Here is a 17,984-nt window from a genome sequence, read left to right as displayed (position 1 = left end):
AACCACTTCTTTATGTGATTGACAGGCCTTGTGCTTTGTTTTAACTTTGATTCGTTAAATTCCTGACACCATGATCAAGCTCCTGATATACGAAGACAATCCCCAACTACGCGAAGGGCTCACCATGCTGATCGATGGGAGCGAGGGATTCAGTGTGTTGGCCTCTTTTAAAAACTGCTCCAACGTGGCGCATGAGATCAAGATTTTTCGGCCGGACGTGGTCCTGATGGATATCGATATGCCGGGGGTCAATGGACTGGAAGGTTTGAAAATAATCCGTCAATCCGATGATCAGGTTAAGGTCCTGATGCTGACCGTATTTGACGATAACCAGAATATATTCGACGCACTGAAAAGTGGCGCCAATGGCTATATTCTGAAAAAGACCCCGCCTGCCAAACTCTTAGAATACATTCAAGAGGCCTCCACGGGTGGGGCACCGATGACTTCCTCGGTAGCTGCCCAGGTCTTGAAGATGTTTTCCCAGCTGCAACCGACAGTCGAAAATGACTATAACCTCACTGACCGGGAAAAGGAAGTGCTCCAGTGGTTGGTCAAAGGGTATTCGTATAAAATGATCGCGTCTGAGATGTTTATCGCCATGGACACCGTTCGCTCCCACATCAAAAAAATCTACGAAAAGCTACACGTCAATTCCAAAAGTGAGGCCGTCGCCAAGGCATTTCGGGATAACATTGTCTAGGTAACTGGCAACGTATGCTCCTGCCTTCCCTCCACGTTTGTCGCAAACCTGGAGGTTTTTTTTGTCCAAATAAAACTCACATCTTTTTGATTTTTTAGCGTTTTTAAACCCCACTTTCCACCCATTTATGTGATTTATTGGTGTTGAATTTTGAATCAATTTTGTCATGTACTTATTGATAATCAGGACTATGAATAATTTTTGGAAAATCACGCTTCTGCTTTGGTCCCTTACAATTTGTCCCGGGACTGAGCAGACAAACACATCATCGCACACGGGTTTTTCCCGAGAAACGCAGGTAAAAAAAACACTACGTCACACGATGGGCCGGCCACCTCTTTTGCCAAAAAAGTCTCGTGGCGAGTCATCAAGCAATGTTGCTTTTCAGCAAATGAATCCAACGGTTCAATAGTAATCAAATGGCTGTTATGAAAACCAAATCGATTAACCAAGCCCCTCGGCCCGCTTCTTGCCAAGTTCCGATTGAGAAATTGTTTATTGGCTGTTTGGCCCAGAACCCGCGTACACAGCGGGAGTTATTTGACCGACTTTATCCGAAAATGATGGTGATAGCGATGCGATATATAAAGGACTTGGCCGCCGCAGAGGATGTAGTGCTCGCTGCTTTCCTAAAGGTATTTGACCGGATTAGCCAGTTTAGACAGAACGGAAGCTTTGAAGGCTGGATTCGGCGTATCGTGATCAATGAGTGCCTCATGCATCTGGAAAAGGAATCCCATTTGCGAAGAAATACTGATTTGGAGAAAATTCATGTATCGGCAAACCAAGACAACCCTGATTCCTCGCTTCACTGGGAGGATTTGGTCAAAACGATGGAGCGATTGCCAGACGGCTATCGGAAAGTTTTTGAACTTTTTGTTTTGGAGGGACTAAGTCACGAAGAAATCGGCAAAAGGCTCCATATTTCTGAAGGGACCTCGAAATCCCAGCTTTGCCGTGCCAGAACTCAAATACAACGAATGCTTCATCTTTATTCATTTCCGAACTAATACGCTTATGGAAAGTCCAAAAAACCGAGTGGTCGGTTTCGTTTTGATCACCACTTTCTTGACACTGATTTTATTTTTTTCCAAAATTCAGTTTCCGTCCGTAAGCTTATTCTCAATTCTATTGATGTGGACACCGGCACTCGCAGCTTTTATCATGAGTGTGCTTGGGAACCGGCCATTAAAAGAGATTGGCTGGAAAGTTGAATTCAAATGGATTGGGATTGCCTGGTGCCTTCCTGTGATTTATGCGTTGTTTGCCTATGGACTACTTTGGGCAGTAGGTAGTATCTCGTTTCCCAACCCCACCTTTCTGGAGCGTGCCCAATTGACCATGGGAATAGAGATGCAGAGTACCTGGAAGCTAATAGTGTTGGCTTTTTTTTTCATAACCATTGTTAATTTGGTGCCCGCATCTGTTTTTGCACTCGGGGAAGAAATTGGTTGGAGAGGCTTTATGGTACCTGAAATGTTAAAATGGATGGGTTTTTTCAAAACTGCTTTTTTTTCTGGATTATTATGGTCGTTTTGGCACTTGCCCGGAATCCTATCGGGAGAATACGGGGAATCCAGTACCTCATTGGCCTTTCGGCTGGTCTGCTTTTTTTTGTTGGTGCTCAGTGGGTCGCTAATGCTTACATGGTTACGAGTCGGATCATCCAGTATTTGGCCTGCAGCCATTTTTCATGCGACCCACAATGGTGTGATTCAAACCTTTTTTGAAAGGCTTCATTTACCTACCGAATCTTCTGTCTATTGGACCGGGGAATTTGGGCTTGGCTTGGCCTTGACTGCTACACTGCTGGCAGCTGGCGTCGCTATACTTGTTTTAGGTAAGAAAGGTCAGGGTAGACGTGTCTCTACAACTGATTATACCTAATGCATTTGCAGGATACCTTCCCTGGAAAGATCCATTCCCCTGTAGACGATTGCCCTGGGCTACAATACGTAATTGTTTTCAACGTATACCGTGCATTTTTTTGTTCGTTGTTAAGAAGCAGTAATGATCGTTTAACCAAGTTTTTGTGGCTTAGTCAGTAAAAAAATTGTAGACCGATAAAATACGACAAATGAAAATAACAATAACTCCCGGACGACAGGGAAAATGGACCACTATGATTTTGGACAATTGCTATTGAAAACCATTATGAAAGTAACGCCTGAGAAAGTTGTCCTTCTTTGTGCTCCGTTTACACCCGGCTGTTTTTTTCTGCTGTCAAACGCCTAAATGCGATCCCTTTCTATGGGAAAAAGCCAGGAAGAAATGAGTTTGTATGACCATTTTGGGCTATGGGGGATAATTTAGAGAAAGTGGAGGCTTGACTCGCCTCGACTGATTTTGTTCGCCTCATGGAGCTGTTACCGGCCGGGTATCGAAAAGTTTTTGAGCTTTTTGTTTTTGAAGGTTTGAGTCATGAGGAAATTGGTAAGGAACTCTCTATTTCTCAAAACACTTCCAAATCACAGCTGAGCCGTGCGAGTATCCATCTGCAGCGGCTCTTACAAATTGATCCTAGGAATAATTGAGATTCCTTAAATCCGCTCTGTGGTTTTGTAGGAGAATTTGGGATTTTAGGTGCCATGAAAAAAATCCCCCGCCAAATACCGGCAGGGGATTCTTAAATTTAAAAAACCAAGAAATTACTCCCAGGCAGAAATATCACTGCCTGGTATTCCTTCGAAAGTTAAATCGGAAGTGCGCAAAAAGTCTGAAAACTGCTTAGCTATTGCAATTCCGTGTTGCCCTGAGTAAGCGATTCTTGAGTTTTGTATCAGCAAGGATCCTTGTGGGACATTGTCCACGGTGATCGCAGCAGAGAAATTATTAGCCATCGGTCTTCCAGCATGCAAGATTTCAGCATGTTGGATGTGATTTTGTGCGTGGTTAGTTGAATAAGTAATACCGTACCATGAACCAGCCTCCTCACCAACACCGCGGATGATCACTGGATTTCCTTCAATTCCTTCCATTCTTAGATAGCCCAGTCTTCCGTTTGCATCCTGTACGTCAATGCGTGAGTTTGGCTGCATTTTGATAATTACTCCCTCTTTGAGTCGCATTCCTGATTGGACGACCAGGTCTTTGCTCAATCCCTTGATTACATATGGGATGCGCTGCTCAAATCCTTTCCAGACAATTTCTCCTCCATCTTTCGCCAGGGCGTGAAAGCCGTCTACAAGTACTTCATTTTCCCCATTGTTTTCCATCCGATTGAAATAATCCAGGTGTTCTACAACCTGGGCAGAAACAGAAAGTGGGTTTTTCAGGTGGTTCTTTATAGTGTTTTGACTTAACTCCAAATTAAGACTGGTAGCGGAAGCCTCCAATCCATGGCCTTTGCCTTCATCAAGGGTGGTTTTGAACATTTTTAGTCCTGCCCCATTGCCCAGTTTGATGGTTGCCGGATCCTGACCTGCATAGGAATTTCCGCCTGCATGGCTAATCGTAGCAAACAGGATACTGCTTACCGCCCCCTGCGAGTCATTGATGTAGATTCCTCTCCAGGCACCTTTGGCTTTGGTTTTTCCTTCGATGATTACTGGAGCAAACTCATTTCCCAGGATCCGGAGTTTTCCACCTGAAATCACCCGGATCCCCTGATCATTGCCCATATTGAGGTGAGCGCCATTTGAAAGCACCAAAGTGGAACCGTTGTAAATGACCAATTCATCCAGCACGTCATATTCCACCTGAAAGGTTGGCCAATAATTGTCTACTCCGCTTAGGATTTTGCCTTCTATGATCTGTATGGCTCCATCCTGAAACTGATTGTCAACAGATACCTGGGGCATCAATCCAGCAGGGATCTGCAGTGGAGCGCTGGTGTTTTCTTTGATCCTGTTATTCTTGAATTCCGCTATCTGTGAGCTGATTTGGAAAACAAGGCCTATTCCATCATTAAGGTGAATGGTGGAGTTTGAAAGGAATAATTTTGCTCCGGGACCTACTTGCATGCCGTATCCCAGCTTTCCTGCATCCCTCACTTCCAGACCCGCCAGATATTCAGCTGGATTTTGAGAAAGGATGTTGATCCCATCCCAATATCCTTTTTGGGCTTCTTTACCCTGAAAAATAATCGGTAAAGTCTCCGTCAGCATGGTATAGGCCTTTAGGGATGCATTTTCTGCGATCACCAATCCGGTCCCCTCTTCAAAACCAATTCGTACCCCGGGCTCGATGGTCAATGTTCCTCCCCTTACTGCCACATCATTAGTGACCAAATAATCCAATTTGTCAGGATCAGAAACAAATACATTGGTCAGGGTACGGTCCTCAATGATATCAGCATTGATAATGATCGGCCCTTGGTTGGAGGTGCTCTCTAGAACGGTAATTTTCACCATATCCTGGGATTTTAGCTCCCCAGATGTCAGGGTAAGCTTAAAGGCATATTCACCTGCTATATTTGGACTAAAAGTAGTTTCAAGGTAAGTAGGGTTTTGTATAGTGACTGTGCTGTTTTCGGGCTTGGATACGTTTTCCCAAAGGATTTGAAAACCCTCTCCTCCCAAAATAGAAGCAGATCCGTTAAGGGCCAGGGCTTCAGCGATTTCCTGTATCCTGTCTTCACCTGCCACTGCCAAAAGGCTTGGTTCAGGATCATCGCTCAAGGTTACGGTCACATGATCTGTATCCTGCCAATTCAAATAAGAAATGGTGAGTTTGACCTGGTACTCTCCGGGAATACTCCCATAAAACCTGGCCAAAACTTCATCTGGGTCTTCAATGCTGATTTCAGAACCTGTAGGTTTGGAACTTACTTCCCAGTTATAAGTGAAAGGCTTTCCGGCAGTATTGGTTGATTGGCTGCCGTCAAGTAAAGTCGAGTGCCCCACAAAACCGGATGCCGGCTCACCTGCCTCAGCATTTAGTGGATTGGTGGGGTTAAAGTCTTCCTCTTCGCAACCTGCAATAGCGAATAGAGCGATTAGCAGAAATGCTATGTGAATTGCTGACGATTTCATTGTTTGCGTTTTATAAGTAAATGAATTATGTATATCGCCAATAGGATGGGAAAATTAAAGTGCGAGTTGCATGTAGGGTATAGATTTTATTTTTGATGATAAAAATGCCTTTTTCTTGATTTGGTAGTTAAGCATCCTGCTTCCCTCCGGCTGAAAACGAACTGTTCTCCTGGCTTCGCTGCCAGCTTTTTAAAGGCAGCAAGGTCCTTATCGTCTATTTGCCCTCCCCTTGCCATGGGGGTTTGGGCGGGAACATAACTGGCGTGGAGTCCATCCAACAACAAGACACCGTCAATGAGCTAATAATTCCTGGTTTTCAGTATGGTACGAACGGCTCCATATCCTGCACTGAAACCGGATAGGTATATTTTCCCGATGGGTTTTGTTATTTACGGCCAGCAGGAGGGAATTAAAGGCTTCGGGACTTGCAAATGCCCGTTTCAGGTTTAAAAGTAATCCGGGAACAAGGCTCAATCCGGCACCCAGTTGATCACATTGAAGTTTTCCAGAGCCATCCAGAGGATAAAGAAGGCATAAAGCAGCAACAACATCCAGCTTTCCCATTTTTTGAGATAGAGGCCCGTCCGTAAAAAAGCAAACAGCACGATGGTACCCAGAGTGAGAAAAAGCATCATAGGGACAGCTACCGAAAAATTCACAACCGAAGATCCCGCAATAAGAATGCCTGCCGGAATGGCAATCAGTAAATCAAAAATATTACTACCCAGTACATTCCCAATACTCACATTACCCTTTTCGGCCTTGGCCACCCTAACACTTAGAAAAGCATCTGGTATGCTGGTAGCAGCAGCCACAACTGTCACTCCCCAGAAAAAATTGGGTGTCTGAAAATAGTCGCCGAAAAAAATAGCCGATCGCAGCAATCCTTCTACCCCCGCAACAATCAATACCAAACTGACCAGCAATTTCATCCATTCTTTCCGTATACCTTTTTCTTCAACTGGTTTTCGGGAGTTTTCCTTTATTTCCTTTTGAAATTCTTTGGTGTCTTGTTGCTGTAAAAACAGGTATAAAAAATACAAAGCTATTGGGATAAGTGCTATACCCCGGGTGATTTCTCCTTCAATTTGATTTGATGCTACCGGATAGTAAATTACGGCGATAGAAAACGTCAATAATAGAACGGCTACGGAGGTGATATAAAACTGCGCATCCTTATAGACCAAAATGCTATCAATTGAAATTTTGCCTGCCAAAGCACCTGACAGGCCGGGTATAAACAGAATATTGAAAATAGCGGAGCCAACTATGGCAGCAACACCCAGATCAAATTCTCCGTGGATAAGGGTGGCAACTACCGTGGTGGAAAGCTCTGGAAAACTGGAACCCACCGCAGTGATGATGGTACCCTGAACCAGGGGCGGTAATTGGTAGTATTTGGATAATGACTGGGCCGATTTTTCCAAAAGTCCGCTGGCCTTCCATACCACAGCGGAAGCAACTATTACGATTCCTATATATAATAAAAGACTTTCCAAATTTCAGGCACTTGAAATCGATGACCAGGCTTGAAAAATCAATATTCCAAAACTGAAAATAGCACCCAAAACGGGAATAGCCATTGGGAAGGTTTTGATTCCTTCCGGATGGGGTACTTTTCTTTTGATGGCTATCAGGGCCAGGTTGATCAAAATAAAAACCAGGATCAAAATGTAGTTGGTAGCAATTGCTAGATTTTTAAGATCAAAAGACAGGGCGAGGATCAGGATAAATAACGTGGCAAAAACAGTTGACCAAATGGGTGTACTGGTTTTGGAATTGACTTTGCCAAAAATTTCAGGAGCCATTTTTTTCTCAGCCATGCCGTACATGACGCGGGCACTCATCACAATTTGTACCAGTACACCGTTGACGATGGCAATTAATCCAATGGCACTGATGATTTTGGGATAATTTTCGCCTTCTTTGGCCAGGATATCAGCCAAAGGAGCCTCACTTTGATTCAATTCCTCAGGGGATAATCCAAGACCTGCTATTACAGCGACCAGTATATAGAGCACTGTTAAAATAACAAGTGAAACCATGATCGCAATGGGCATGTGCTTCTCTGGGTTTTTGGTTTCTTCAGCCACATTTACCATATCCTGAAAGCCAATAAAGGTAAAAAAAGCCAGAAAGGCACCCAATAGGATCTTTTCCCAATCTGCACTGTTTGCTCCTGGAATAAATTCATTCCAGCGGGCGGAAAAGGAAGCCAGGTTATCACCGGCAATAAAAATTACCAGGAAAAGACCGGATATCTCGATAATGGTAATCACGGTAATCAAAATTGCGGATTCTGAAATTCCCTTTGCACCCACAGCACCCAGCAGGAGGGTAATGCTGACAATGACCAGCCAATCAGGGATGTCTACAAATACATGCACATAACCCACATAGCCATTCACCACAGTAGCTGTAGAAACTATGGCCGACAAAACAATCAACCAACCCATGGCCATGGAGAGGTGTTTTTTTCCAAAGGCTTCATCTATATAATTGACCTCTCCGGCACTTTTAGGAATACGGGAAGACAATTCCCCGTAAGACAAGCCTGTGAAACCGGCCAGTACTGCTGCAAATAAAAAGGCAAAGGGAGCCAGCATTCCGGCTTCCCCACCTACCTTCCCCAGAAGCACATAGATACCTAAACCAAGAATCGTCCCTACCCCATAAAAAATCAGTAGGGGTAAATTGAGTGTTTTCTTGAGCGTTCCGGTATTTTTAGCTTTGGAATTTGACATTTTAAGTGGTATGGTGAGTAGCCTCAAATAAAATACCAAAGTTGTAGAGCGGAAAAAATGTGATTATGCATTTGATACACAGGGCAAGGCCTGAGCCCGCTTAATGCATTAGGTTTAAATCCTTAGGGAAAAGTTTGAAGATATAAAAAAGATGAGTTTACGATTAAAAAATCTTGATTGACCTTATTGCGGATCACTTTTTGGCCAGAGAGCAATTGAAGCCGCTGGAAGGTATCCGATTCTTGGACCACAATTGAAATTTCACAAATCCCCGGAGTCTGACTTTCGGTGAATTTTTTATTTTTTTTGCCCCTTCCTAAAGTTAAATGGAACTGTAATAAGTCATCTCGATTTAACCTTATCCCTGGCAGCTTTCCGGCCAATTTAAATTAAAAATTAGCTAAAGATTTCGGTAATTCCCTATATTCAGCCGGGATTCCTTATTAGGTCATAATTGAAATAACAGCAAGGGTTCCGGTTAACCAGTAGTTGGCAAGAATTTGCAAAATTCATGTAGATCAAAAAAGCAGAAGTCAATACTATGAAGAAAAGGCTGTTATTGATAGTAATTTATATGGCATTCATAAGCCTCGGGTTACCAGACTCCCTGCTTGGTGCGGCCTGGCCTTCAATGTTCAAAACCTTAAACGTACCTATACATTTTGCTGGTATTATATCCATGATAGTCGCTTCGGGGACGGTTATATCCAGTTTATTTAGTGCCAGGTTAATACAGCGTTTCGGTGTCGCAACTATAACAACCATTAGTGTTTTTCTGACCGCACTTGCCCTTTTGGGCTTTGCACATTCGGAAAATTTTATTTTCATCTGCTTTCTAGCCATTCCTCTAGGTTTGGGGGCCGGATGTGTGGACGTAGCATTGAATAATTATGTGGCACTCCATTTTAGGGCGATTCACATGAACTGGTTGCACTGTTTTTGGGGAGTCGGGGCGGCTATTGGCCCAATCCTAATGGCACGGTATTTAGCCATGGGGCAAGCATGGACACAAGGATATAGTATGGTAGGATGGTTCAAATGGGCCTGGTCCTTATATTGCTATTGTCACTTCCATTATGGGTCAGAAAACAGAAAAATCAAAATGACTACGACGATTCAAAATCTAAGTTATCTTTAATACAACTACTTTCGATACCGGGAATCAAATCAGCTTTGACAGTTTTCTTTTGCTATTGCACGATTGAAGCAACCTTTGGTCTATGGGGTGCAAGTTACCTTGTTTTGGTAAGGGATTTTAAGGCTGAAGACGCCGCTAAATTTGTGGCTATATACTATGCAGGAATTACAATTGGGAGGTTCATTTCTGGTTTCGTTTCATTAAAGATGGACAATCAAACTTTGGTTAAATTAGGCCAGGGATTAATCTTAATAGGGATATTGACACTAACTTTGCCATTCCAGGCCACCATCTTACCGGGCTTTTTTCTAATAGGTTTTGGTTGTGCGCCTATATTTCCCAGCCTATTGCACAATACGCCGTACAATTTTGGAGAAACAAATTCGGAATCCATTATGGGTTTGCAAATGGCTTCCGCCTACATTGGCATTACAATAATGCCATTTGTCTTTGGAAAACTTGCTTCCTATATCGGATTTTCTTCTTTAATTTGGTTTTTGATTATCATTTTAGCCATAAAAATTTACATGAATAGGGACCTGAATAAAAGAATTTTGACTAAAAACGCCCGCCAATAAATAAGCTTTCTGATGGTGGTTAGGGAAAAGCTATAGAAATTTTCACCACCCATGCATGGAATACCGCATTGCGTCAAGATGTCGATCTTTTCAGGATCATTGAGGAATCTAATTCTCATACCCCAGTATTCCGTTTGAACAACGTAATGCTAGTCGATGGTTTCAGAATAAAGGGTATATACATAATACTGATCCATAAATCATACAAAAAAAACCTGCCATTGGCAGGTTTTGGCTCCTCTCTTGGGCTCGAACCAGGGACTCTCTGATTAACAACTCAAGGAACTCAAGTCGCTCCAAGAGGAGAACCGCCGTTTAAAACAGATGTATGCCGATCTGAGCCTTGACCACAGGATCCTTAAGGATATCATCGAAAAAAAGCTCTGAGGCCTTGCGGGCGCAGGGAACTGGCGGATGGGGTCGTAAAAGAGCAGGGTCTGGGCATAGCAAGGGTCTGCAAGATCGTATGCCTCTGCCGTTCGATGTGCTACTACAGTAGGCGGCTCGACGATACCGAAGTGATCGACAAGCTTACGGAACTGGCCCAGTCCAAGCCCAACAGGGGCTTCGACTGGCTCCATAACCGCATCCGCATGCAAGGCCATAAGTGGAACCGCAAACGGATACTGAGGGTCTACCGCCTCAATCACCACCGAACCAATTCATTTGGGCAGGCGAGAATTCTATTGGGGTTGCGCCATCAAATCCATTGGTAGCAAGAAGATTTCTGATTGCTTGCCACACTTCGCCATATTCGATCATTTAACGCCTGTAGACAAATAGGTGACAGTAAAAGATAAGTTATTAATTTTAGTGATACGCTCTGGCTGCCATTGCTTGTCACTCGAATTTATACTGATTGTGATATCACCGAAAAGTGAAGGATAGTATTCCAGGTAGTCTATTTTTGTTGTTCCTCCGGCGGCCTTTAGAAAATTATTAAGCAGTTCAGAATCATCACCTTTTTCATCTTTGGTAACCTTATTGTCTTCAGAAGGGTTATAGGTGAAACCCCAAGAGATAGGTTCATCGGTACCTGAATCAAACCAATAGTACTGCTCATCTTTGAGGATAACAGATGATCCCGAGTGTTTAAAATGAATTATAAGACCATTAGAACCTTTCGGAAGATCAAGATCGATGTTTTTGTCGGTTACGTCCAGGTCCATAATTCGTGCTTCCCGATATTTCCAGCTAAAAACATCAAAATCACGTACCAAATTGAAGGTGATAGTTCCGTTTCGACGCAGTGATTCACATTGAGTCTCGTTAAAGCGGAACACAAGACTGTTTTTTTTCGCCTTTCCTTTGTGCTGAAGCTCGTTGATGCATTGTTGAAATAGTTTCAGAAACTCATTGTTCATTACGACATTTTCAACTTCATGGAATTTTTCATAATCGAGTTCCCATATATTTTTGTCATCTCCCTTTACTTTGCGTAAGGCCGTAACCATGGTGTCGAGGTTATACAGCGTGTCATTTACGTCAGACAGTTTTTCATAACGGTAGGCCATTACGAAATTATAAATGGCCCACCGCAGGCCATCACGGGCTCGCTCCTGCATGTCTTTCAGGTAACGCTTGACCCGAACATCCAGGCTTGCATCCATTGACTGCCTGGTTTGGCTAAGGCCGTTGAGTTGCGTAAGCGACTCTGTAATGCCGGCAACGTTCGTACTGATAGTATGTTGAACCGACTCCAGCCGGGTCAATGCAGCCTTTTGCTTCGCTGATTCTAACTGAAATTCATGAATCAGTTTTTCGTAATCCTCCTTTTTTTCCGAGGTCAATATGGACTTAGCCAAGTCAACGACTTCAGGGTCACCGACCGTGGTTGGCGTCATTAAACCGGCCACTGCCTGGGTAATTTTGGGTATGCCCTCGGCGATTCTTTGCAAGCGATCGACGGTTTTTCCCATTTCTGTTTCCTTGCGTTGCTTTTCCTGCTCAGTTGCCTCCTGTTTGGCGGTCACAGCTTTTACGCTTTTATCTAGACTTTCCACGGTTGTTCTGTGCTTTTTAAGCGCATCGAACTTCTTCTGCAGCTCACCTGTCTTTTCTTCGTTCGCATTTTTTTCGAGGACTTCGATAGTTTTCGCTAGCCCATTTTGATAGGCAACAATAGCTTTGATGTCGCCCTGCTCAGACCAGTCCTTTAGGCGTTGTAGGTCTGCCGCCTGTTTCGCTTTTTCCGCGTCGGACAACATAAAGAAATCCTTTTCCTTACTGAGGTACTCTTTAAGTTCTTCGAGGTTTTTTTTATTTTCGTCAATCTCCTCTTTATTGCTGGCCTTCCAAGTGTCCTTTATTTTTTGGATTTCCTCCTCCTTGATCGTTATGCTGCCCTTCGCCTTTTGAATACGTTCTTCCAAGGTTTCCTTGTCCCCTTCCTGAGTCTTTAAGTCTTTCTGAAGTCCCTTTACGCGATCAGCGATAATTAAGTCTTTATTGTCCTTTAAAAAGGATGAGGTCGTTGCGCTAATTCCGTTTATAGTACCTATAATTTGGTCAGGAATTTCATTCGGTTTGGTCCAACTAAAATCGCCTATTTGGGAAGTTATGCCTCCGGCGAGACCCAGATAAGGCTGCCCAACGGGAATAGCGCTCATCAAGCCCCCTATAAGTTTCATTACACCTCTAAAAATCCGCTGTTCTTGAACGCGTTGCTGTGCATCTTGCAAGGCCCAGTTTTTGAGATATTCTATTTCCGTGCTTTTTTCTTTCACGAATTCCGAGACTTTTTCTAAGTCCTGAATGGCAATGGCAAGCTCGGTAAAAGCATCCTTTAAACGCCCTTCGGAAATTTTAATCTCCTCTTCCAGCACTTTTTGGGTTTGAAGGGCCAGTTCACCTCTATTTTCAAGCGTTTCATACTTATCATTCATATTAAGCGAATAATACAACAGCTTTGAAGATATTTTACGCACCGATTGGAAAATTTCGAAATTACTCAAGACTTTTAAGCGCGGCAACCAACCGGGAGGATTACCATAATAATCCAGATTGTTCAGAAGCCGAATCCTTAATCCCTCAAGTACGGGAAGCCTGTTGGCCAGCTCCGCTATCCGTATTTTTTCTTTAGAGGTCAAGCGTTCTGGATGTTGCTTATCCAATTGGGAAGATACGTGCTTCAGTTCGGCATAATAGGGATCAAGTAAGGCTGCTGCAAATTCCCTATGCCCATTGCGATAGGCATCTTTGGCACAGGCAAGCACCGCGTCAAAGGTGTTGGGGTGCATCCAGCCGTATGTATTTTCTCGCGTCACGATTTCGCCTGCTAATCCTGGAGCGGCTAACTTTTCCGGCGCATCCTTTCCATCCTTCGCAGTGACATTGGTTAGCCTTAGGTACGGTTTCCTATCTGCAGCTATTGCGTCATCGTAATTCACGATGACCATCTCTACGGAATAGGCGGGCACAGGGGATCCTTTGGTTCCTCCCTTGACTGGCTGGGTCGGTAAACCGGCTTCGCCTCCAGCACAATCGCTAATATCAAGTAGCCGTTCAGGATCAAAGGTGGAATGGATTTTTCCTCCTTGTCCACCATCGCCAGGCTGACCACCTGGATATGCGTCCTCTCCATCCCCTGGTCGTCTGGGGGTTGACGGGCCTTTTTCAACGGTCTCCAATTCTTTTCCAATAGGAGAATGAGGGCCCAAACGGTTATGGGTCTCCCCATCAGGGAGCCATAGCACCTGTTCGTTCCACAAAAAAGGCTTCTCAATGAATGTGACCAGCTTTAAATATGTAATATTCCCTCCTTCGTCAGGAAAGAGTTGTTTTCCTTTTTCTTGAATTTCATTTGGGTGCCTGACCTCACCTGGCCATCTATAATTTTTTTGCACATCATAATATTGTATCTTTTTAAAATGCTCAAGGATTAGAGGAGATGTGACCGTGGTAGTTAAATTTTTCGCCTGGTCCGTGGCGGGTTGATCGGGACTACCCTGCCTATAGGCCTGTAGCCCCCCTGCCTCTGCTTGTTGGCCTTGCGTTCCACGCGTTATCAGACGTTTTTTTTCGTCGGGAAGTTTAATATGTTTAACGTACAGGTGAATATCTCCACCAGACTCCCCGTGCAATCCATCGGCCGCCCTGTAAGTCGGGTTATTATTTTTATCTGCGGGTTTACCCTCTTTTGTTTTATATTGGGAACTAGCTTGTGCTTTATACGCCATCGGGGTGGTGTCGATCTTTCCTTCCCCTTCGAATTTCAATTCACGGGCAAAAATTCTGACCTCGGTTCCGGGAAACCTAAGCGGTGAACTTATAACGACCCGATCGGCAAATATCTCCAAGCTTTCAATATCCGTAACATGCTCCCCTTGATAATTCATTAAACCGGACTCATTATTTAAAAGGTCCCAGATTAACTCCACACCAGAGATTTTGATCGTTCTAGTAGGAAGGTTTTTTAGTGTATTGAACTGCCTTCTGGCATGATTTTCCTTTACGGATATCAATATGTAATTCTTGGCCCTGGGGTTGGGTTTTTCCCGGTCGGATGCTATTACAGTCAGCGTCGGAATTTCCGGAACCGGTGAAGGTAGCGGAAACTCTTTTCCCCTTTCCTCCTTAAAATTAGCGTCTATGACCAGTGGGGAATTTATGTCACTATTGATCAGAAAAACGCTAAGTAATTCACCGGTAAACGAGCCTCGTACCGTATAGAGTTCGCCAACAAGACTCACGACGGAATAGACTTCATTAGGAGCGAGTGGTGCGGTGACGGGTATTTCATTCCCTTGTGCACCTTTCCGATATAGAATTACATAGCGCCTGGCCTTATTCACAAAACTCACTTGCAGCGAAAGGGCGATGGGCATCGCAATATCAAAAGCGGGTGACTCATCTTGCGAAGTTGTAGGCTCGATGGTGAAAAGCGCTTCATTGTTTATTCCGGAAACCGTGAATTTCTTTTCGCCATATTTACGTGTTTCTGCCCGATATGTCTCTCCGACACGAGAGACTTCGGAGAACGTGTTTTGTGTACGAAAACCTGGTATAGTTGTAACATGTTCGTTTTGGCGATCGCGATAAAGTTGAACAAAATTTGGTGTGTTATTTACCACTTTCAATTCCCTACTGGGATGAAATGGTGAGAATTTTTTAAATCCCGATGGATAGGTGTCTTCCAAAAGCATCCGGTTAAGTAAGACCAAATTAATCCCCTCGGGTTTTCTTGACAACGCCAATTTTGTGTCCTCCCGTAATCGAATGTTACTCTTGCTAAAACGCTCATGGTCGAAAAGTAGCGGACCATGCAAAAGCCTATTGAGGTCGTCTAAAAAATGCTGCTTATTAGTACTACTGTTCGGTCCGGCGAATCCAGAACCATCTTTCCCCAAATTTGATTGTACTTGAGGAGACAATTGATTAAAAAGCCAAATGCCGAACGGAGTATCTTTTCTAAAAGTAGTGGTAAAAGAATTCCGTATGTCATAAAGTGACAAAAGGTCTACCGGATAAAAGAGTAGGTCTTTCTCTTGAAATCGATAGGAATGTAAACAGTTTGAGTCAATGATTACCAGCGGTCGAGCAGGATGAAATTTAATTAGACCTATCTCAAATTGGGGCAATTTATTGTAAATATGTGCCGTTACCTTTGATTCATTTGACTGTAGAAGCCCATCTGGCAAGTCCAGGACTTCTGTATTGAAAGGCTTAAGATCAATTTTTAGCGCATTTGAAATAGTCCCATAGCTTAACCTCACGGTTAATTCCATGGGGGTGACATTCTTCAGTTTCGGTTGCATAGTTTGTTATTTTGGTTTTGTATCGAAGAATGCCAAATGTTAGGGGTTATCCCCCTTTATGTTTGTAAGGTCTAATTCTCCTACTTGCGGTAGCTATGAACATCTATTAATCACCCGATTTATGGGCGGATGATTTGAAAGTCAATTTTCCGTCCTCTACACCATCAAGTACCATGCTTATACTTCTAGGGAAGCTAGGCGCATCTGTGGCGTACCCGGACAATTCAAGTTCCTTTCCGATAAAACGCGTCAACTCAAGGGTATTGAAGTTCCCTTCAAGGCTGGCCCTATTTGGATTTTCAAAGCTGTCAACATTGCCATTTAGCTTGGTTGCCAGCTCTTCATAAGTGGCACGGGTTACTTTTACTCTTGTAAAATCTGGCATTGGTTTATATGGATTGGATGTTTGGTCGGTTGATACTTTATTTATGGGATACGGCAGAATTTAAGGCCCTTGGATGTTACCTTTTCCAACCTCATGACGATGGTTATCGGCTGTCTTTGTTCCAAGTGATACCCTACAAGTTTCAAATCTTGGTTTAGATATCGCTGCAATCGACCTTCATTGAACGCTCCCAAAAAAAAGGCATATTCTGGGTCTTGGAGGGAGGTCACATTGCCGCTCAATTTCTCCGCCAATTTTATATCGGTATTGTTGCTGGTTAACACGGTGACATTATGGAACGGGTCAGCCATAGTCATAAAAGAAGGATTAAAGTTTAATAAGAATTGAATATACCAATAAATAGTAAGTATTTATGACATTTAAGCTTACACTTATAAGAATTTAACGAAGTAGCTTCGAATATCTTAGAAAAAGAAAATTAAAGATTCCATATGTTGAAGGTTTCCTGTCACATTTATTTTTTCATGCTGGTACAGCAACCTTAAAAACCCCGGATGATCCCGGGGCCAGGGGGTTAGAAAATGGCGGCAGGGTTATATGCGAGCCGCCTGCGAGTCCGAATGGAGCCGTTCATGAAGAGCATGTAATGCGACTGAACGTGCGGAATGAGGGGTGCAGGCGAGCCAAACACGGGCTGAGGGATTTTATTTCTCCCACCTGCCGGAGGCATTAAACACTAAAATAAAATTAGGAACAGCCGAAGCGAGGATCGGAGGAATGAAGAACAGTCCGAGAGCAGGGGATTCTCTGATAAACCAAAATCCATTTAGGGGGGTCAATATGGTCCGGATTGTCGACCTTGAGGGGTCAGTATGCTCCGGATTATTCAAAACAAGGGGTCAGCATCTGCCGGATTGACAGTTACTTTTTCGCTTTTTTTAGTCTCCGGATTGGGGGGTCAGCTTAGTCCGGTATATCCACGGGGCGGAGCTTTGCCTCCTGCTTCCTTCAGATTCCACCTCACGGTGGACACCCTTGCTCTCGGCTAGTGGTTGGCGATTACAAACCCCCACAGTGGACTTACACCACCTAGTGGATTGCCATGCACGGCACACAACAAAAAAAAGCTACAGAATTTAATCCGTAGCTCTTTAGCTTTTAAAATGATGGCAGATGATAAAAGAATCAAGCATTTATCCGTACAACATTTTGCGAAAAATGTTTCTTTATAGTAGTTGATTGTCCCAGTCTTAGGCCCTAACTAAAGCCCCTTCAAGACTGAGGAGAATCAGATGCTCCCCCTCATTTTTTCCATCCGTTCAGAATGATTTCTCGGATAAATTTTCGGGATTTTTGACTTTTAATGAATCTTTCCGCTTTGATTGCTTCGGTGCGTGAGGGAAAGGCTATTGAAATTTTCAACACCCATGGAATACCGCGTTGCGTCCAGATGTTGTTCTTTTCGGGATCATTGTGGAAACTGAGTCGCTTTTCCGTGTCTTCCGTTTGACCAACGTAATACTTGTCGATGGTTTCAGAATAAAGGATATATACATAATGCTGATCCATGCATAAATATATAAAAAAACCTGCCATTGGCAGGTTTTTGCTCCTCCTCTTGGGCTCGAACCAAGGACCCTCTGATTAACAGTCATAAATCAAACACAAACTAAGAATATAGAAAATATTAATAAGTATCACTCAAACCCCTCAAAACCTTTATTTTATCCCTTTTATTTTACTTAA

Annotated in this window: 13 protein-coding genes; 7 read left to right on the top strand and 6 right to left on the bottom strand. The window is 43.5% G+C overall.

What is annotated here, in order from left to right; translation table 11 throughout:
• Positions 1-70: 70 nt before the first annotated feature.
• From GKS34_RS07280 to GKS34_RS07265, 4 genes are all read left to right on the top strand, one after another.
• A complete protein-coding gene (locus GKS34_RS07280; protein WP_163384138.1) occupies positions 71-703 on the top strand; it encodes a response regulator in 633 nt (210 codons plus the stop codon).
• A gap of 428 nt (positions 704-1,131) precedes the next feature.
• Positions 1,132-1,713 (top strand): RNA polymerase sigma factor, encoded by a 582-nt coding sequence (locus tag GKS34_RS07275; RefSeq protein WP_163384137.1) that lies wholly within the window; start codon positions 1,132-1,134, stop codon positions 1,711-1,713.
• Between the two features lie 7 nt (positions 1,714-1,720).
• Positions 1,721-2,590: a CPBP family intramembrane glutamic endopeptidase gene (locus GKS34_RS07270; protein ID WP_163384136.1), complete on the top strand. Its 870-nt coding sequence runs from the start codon at positions 1,721-1,723 to the stop codon at positions 2,588-2,590.
• Positions 2,591-3,060: 470 nt separating this feature from the next.
• Entirely contained in the window at positions 3,061-3,237 is a 177-nt protein-coding gene (locus GKS34_RS07265) for an RNA polymerase sigma factor (protein ID WP_163384135.1), read from the top strand.
• A 114-nt stretch (positions 3,238-3,351) separates the two neighbouring features.
• Here GKS34_RS07265 and GKS34_RS07260 read toward each other — a convergent pair whose 3' ends face one another.
• From GKS34_RS07260 to GKS34_RS07250, 3 genes are all read right to left on the bottom strand, one after another.
• Positions 3,352-5,676 carry a PKD domain-containing protein gene (locus GKS34_RS07260; protein ID WP_163384134.1) on the bottom strand — a complete coding sequence of 775 codons (2,325 nt, stop codon included), beginning with the start codon at positions 5,674-5,676 and terminating at the stop codon, positions 3,352-3,354.
• Positions 5,677-6,146: 470 nt separating this feature from the next.
• Positions 6,147-7,175, bottom strand: a complete 1,029-nt coding sequence (locus GKS34_RS07255) for a sodium:calcium antiporter (protein WP_163384133.1) — start codon at positions 7,173-7,175, stop codon at positions 6,147-6,149.
• 3 nt (positions 7,176-7,178) lie between these two features.
• The gene (locus tag GKS34_RS07250; protein WP_163384132.1) at positions 7,179-8,420 is read right to left on the bottom strand and encodes an APC family permease; all 1,242 of its coding nucleotides are present in this window, start codon (positions 8,418-8,420) and stop codon (positions 7,179-7,181) included.
• A gap of 541 nt (positions 8,421-8,961) precedes the next feature.
• Here GKS34_RS07250 and GKS34_RS23590 point away from each other — a divergent pair.
• The 3 genes from GKS34_RS23590 (at position 8,962) to GKS34_RS07240 (ending at position 10,852) form a co-directional block, all read left to right on the top strand.
• Positions 8,962-9,558, top strand: a complete 597-nt coding sequence (locus tag GKS34_RS23590) for an MFS transporter (protein WP_317167963.1) — start codon at positions 8,962-8,964, stop codon at positions 9,556-9,558.
• Positions 9,450-10,136, top strand: a complete 687-nt coding sequence (locus GKS34_RS23585) for an MFS transporter (protein ID WP_317167962.1) — start codon at positions 9,450-9,452, stop codon at positions 10,134-10,136. The genes GKS34_RS23590 and GKS34_RS23585 overlap by 109 nt, the downstream gene beginning before the upstream one ends.
• Positions 10,137-10,618: 482 nt before the next feature.
• Complete coding sequence (locus GKS34_RS07240; RefSeq protein WP_163384131.1) at positions 10,619-10,852, top strand: hypothetical protein; 234 nt, start codon at positions 10,619-10,621, stop codon at positions 10,850-10,852.
• 42 nt (positions 10,853-10,894) lie between these two features.
• Here the strand turns inward: GKS34_RS07240 and GKS34_RS07235 are convergent, their stop codons facing one another.
• The 3 genes from GKS34_RS07235 to GKS34_RS07225 all read right to left on the bottom strand — a co-directional run bounded on the left by GKS34_RS07235 (position 10,895) and on the right by GKS34_RS07225 (position 17,807).
• Entirely contained in the window at positions 10,895-15,892 is a 4,998-nt protein-coding gene (locus GKS34_RS07235) for a hypothetical protein (protein WP_163384130.1), read from the bottom strand.
• A 106-nt stretch (positions 15,893-15,998) separates the two neighbouring features.
• Complete coding sequence (locus tag GKS34_RS07230) at positions 15,999-16,277, bottom strand: hypothetical protein (protein ID WP_163384129.1); 279 nt, start codon at positions 16,275-16,277, stop codon at positions 15,999-16,001.
• A 1,263-nt stretch (positions 16,278-17,540) separates the two neighbouring features.
• On the bottom strand, positions 17,541-17,807 hold the full coding sequence (locus GKS34_RS07225) for a GIY-YIG nuclease family protein (protein WP_240459222.1): 267 nt from the start codon (positions 17,805-17,807) through the stop codon (positions 17,541-17,543).
• Between the last annotated feature and the right edge of the window lie 177 nt (positions 17,808-17,984).

Origin of the sequence: Cyclobacterium jeungdonense, from assembly GCF_010994275.1 — a bacterium.
Classification (GTDB): Bacteria; Bacteroidota; Bacteroidia; order Cytophagales; family Cyclobacteriaceae; genus Cyclobacterium; species Cyclobacterium jeungdonense.
The sequence above is the reverse complement of the archived record's forward strand: the minus strand, read 5'-3'. Positions and strand labels throughout refer to the sequence as shown.

Bases quoted from the DNA above. Each gene is read 5' to 3' on its own strand.
- GKS34_RS07225 (WP_240459222.1), bottom strand. From the start codon at position 17,807: ATGGATCAGCATTATGTATATATCCTTTATTCTGAAACCATCGACAAG.
- GKS34_RS07275 (WP_163384137.1), top strand. From the start codon at position 1,132: ATGAAAACCAAATCGATTAACCAAGCCCCTCGGCCCGCTTCTTGCCAA.
- GKS34_RS07260 (WP_163384134.1), bottom strand. From the start codon at position 5,676: ATGAAATCGTCAGCAATTCACATAGCATTTCTGCTAATCGCTCTATTC.
- GKS34_RS07250 (WP_163384132.1), bottom strand. From the start codon at position 8,420: ATGTCAAATTCCAAAGCTAAAAATACCGGAACGCTCAAGAAAACACTC.
- GKS34_RS07230 (WP_163384129.1), bottom strand. From the start codon at position 16,277: ATGCCAGATTTTACAAGAGTAAAAGTAACCCGTGCCACTTATGAAGAG.
- GKS34_RS07265 (WP_163384135.1), top strand. From the start codon at position 3,061: ATGGAGCTGTTACCGGCCGGGTATCGAAAAGTTTTTGAGCTTTTTGTT.
- GKS34_RS07235 (WP_163384130.1), bottom strand. From the start codon at position 15,892: ATGCAACCGAAACTGAAGAATGTCACCCCCATGGAATTAACCGTGAGG.
- GKS34_RS23585 (WP_317167962.1), top strand. From the start codon at position 9,450: ATGGTTCAAATGGGCCTGGTCCTTATATTGCTATTGTCACTTCCATTA.
- GKS34_RS07270 (WP_163384136.1), top strand. From the start codon at position 1,721: ATGGAAAGTCCAAAAAACCGAGTGGTCGGTTTCGTTTTGATCACCACT.
- GKS34_RS07280 (WP_163384138.1), top strand. From the start codon at position 71: ATGATCAAGCTCCTGATATACGAAGACAATCCCCAACTACGCGAAGGG.
- GKS34_RS23590 (WP_317167963.1), top strand. From the start codon at position 8,962: ATGAAGAAAAGGCTGTTATTGATAGTAATTTATATGGCATTCATAAGC.
- GKS34_RS07240 (WP_163384131.1), top strand. From the start codon at position 10,619: ATGTGCTACTACAGTAGGCGGCTCGACGATACCGAAGTGATCGACAAG.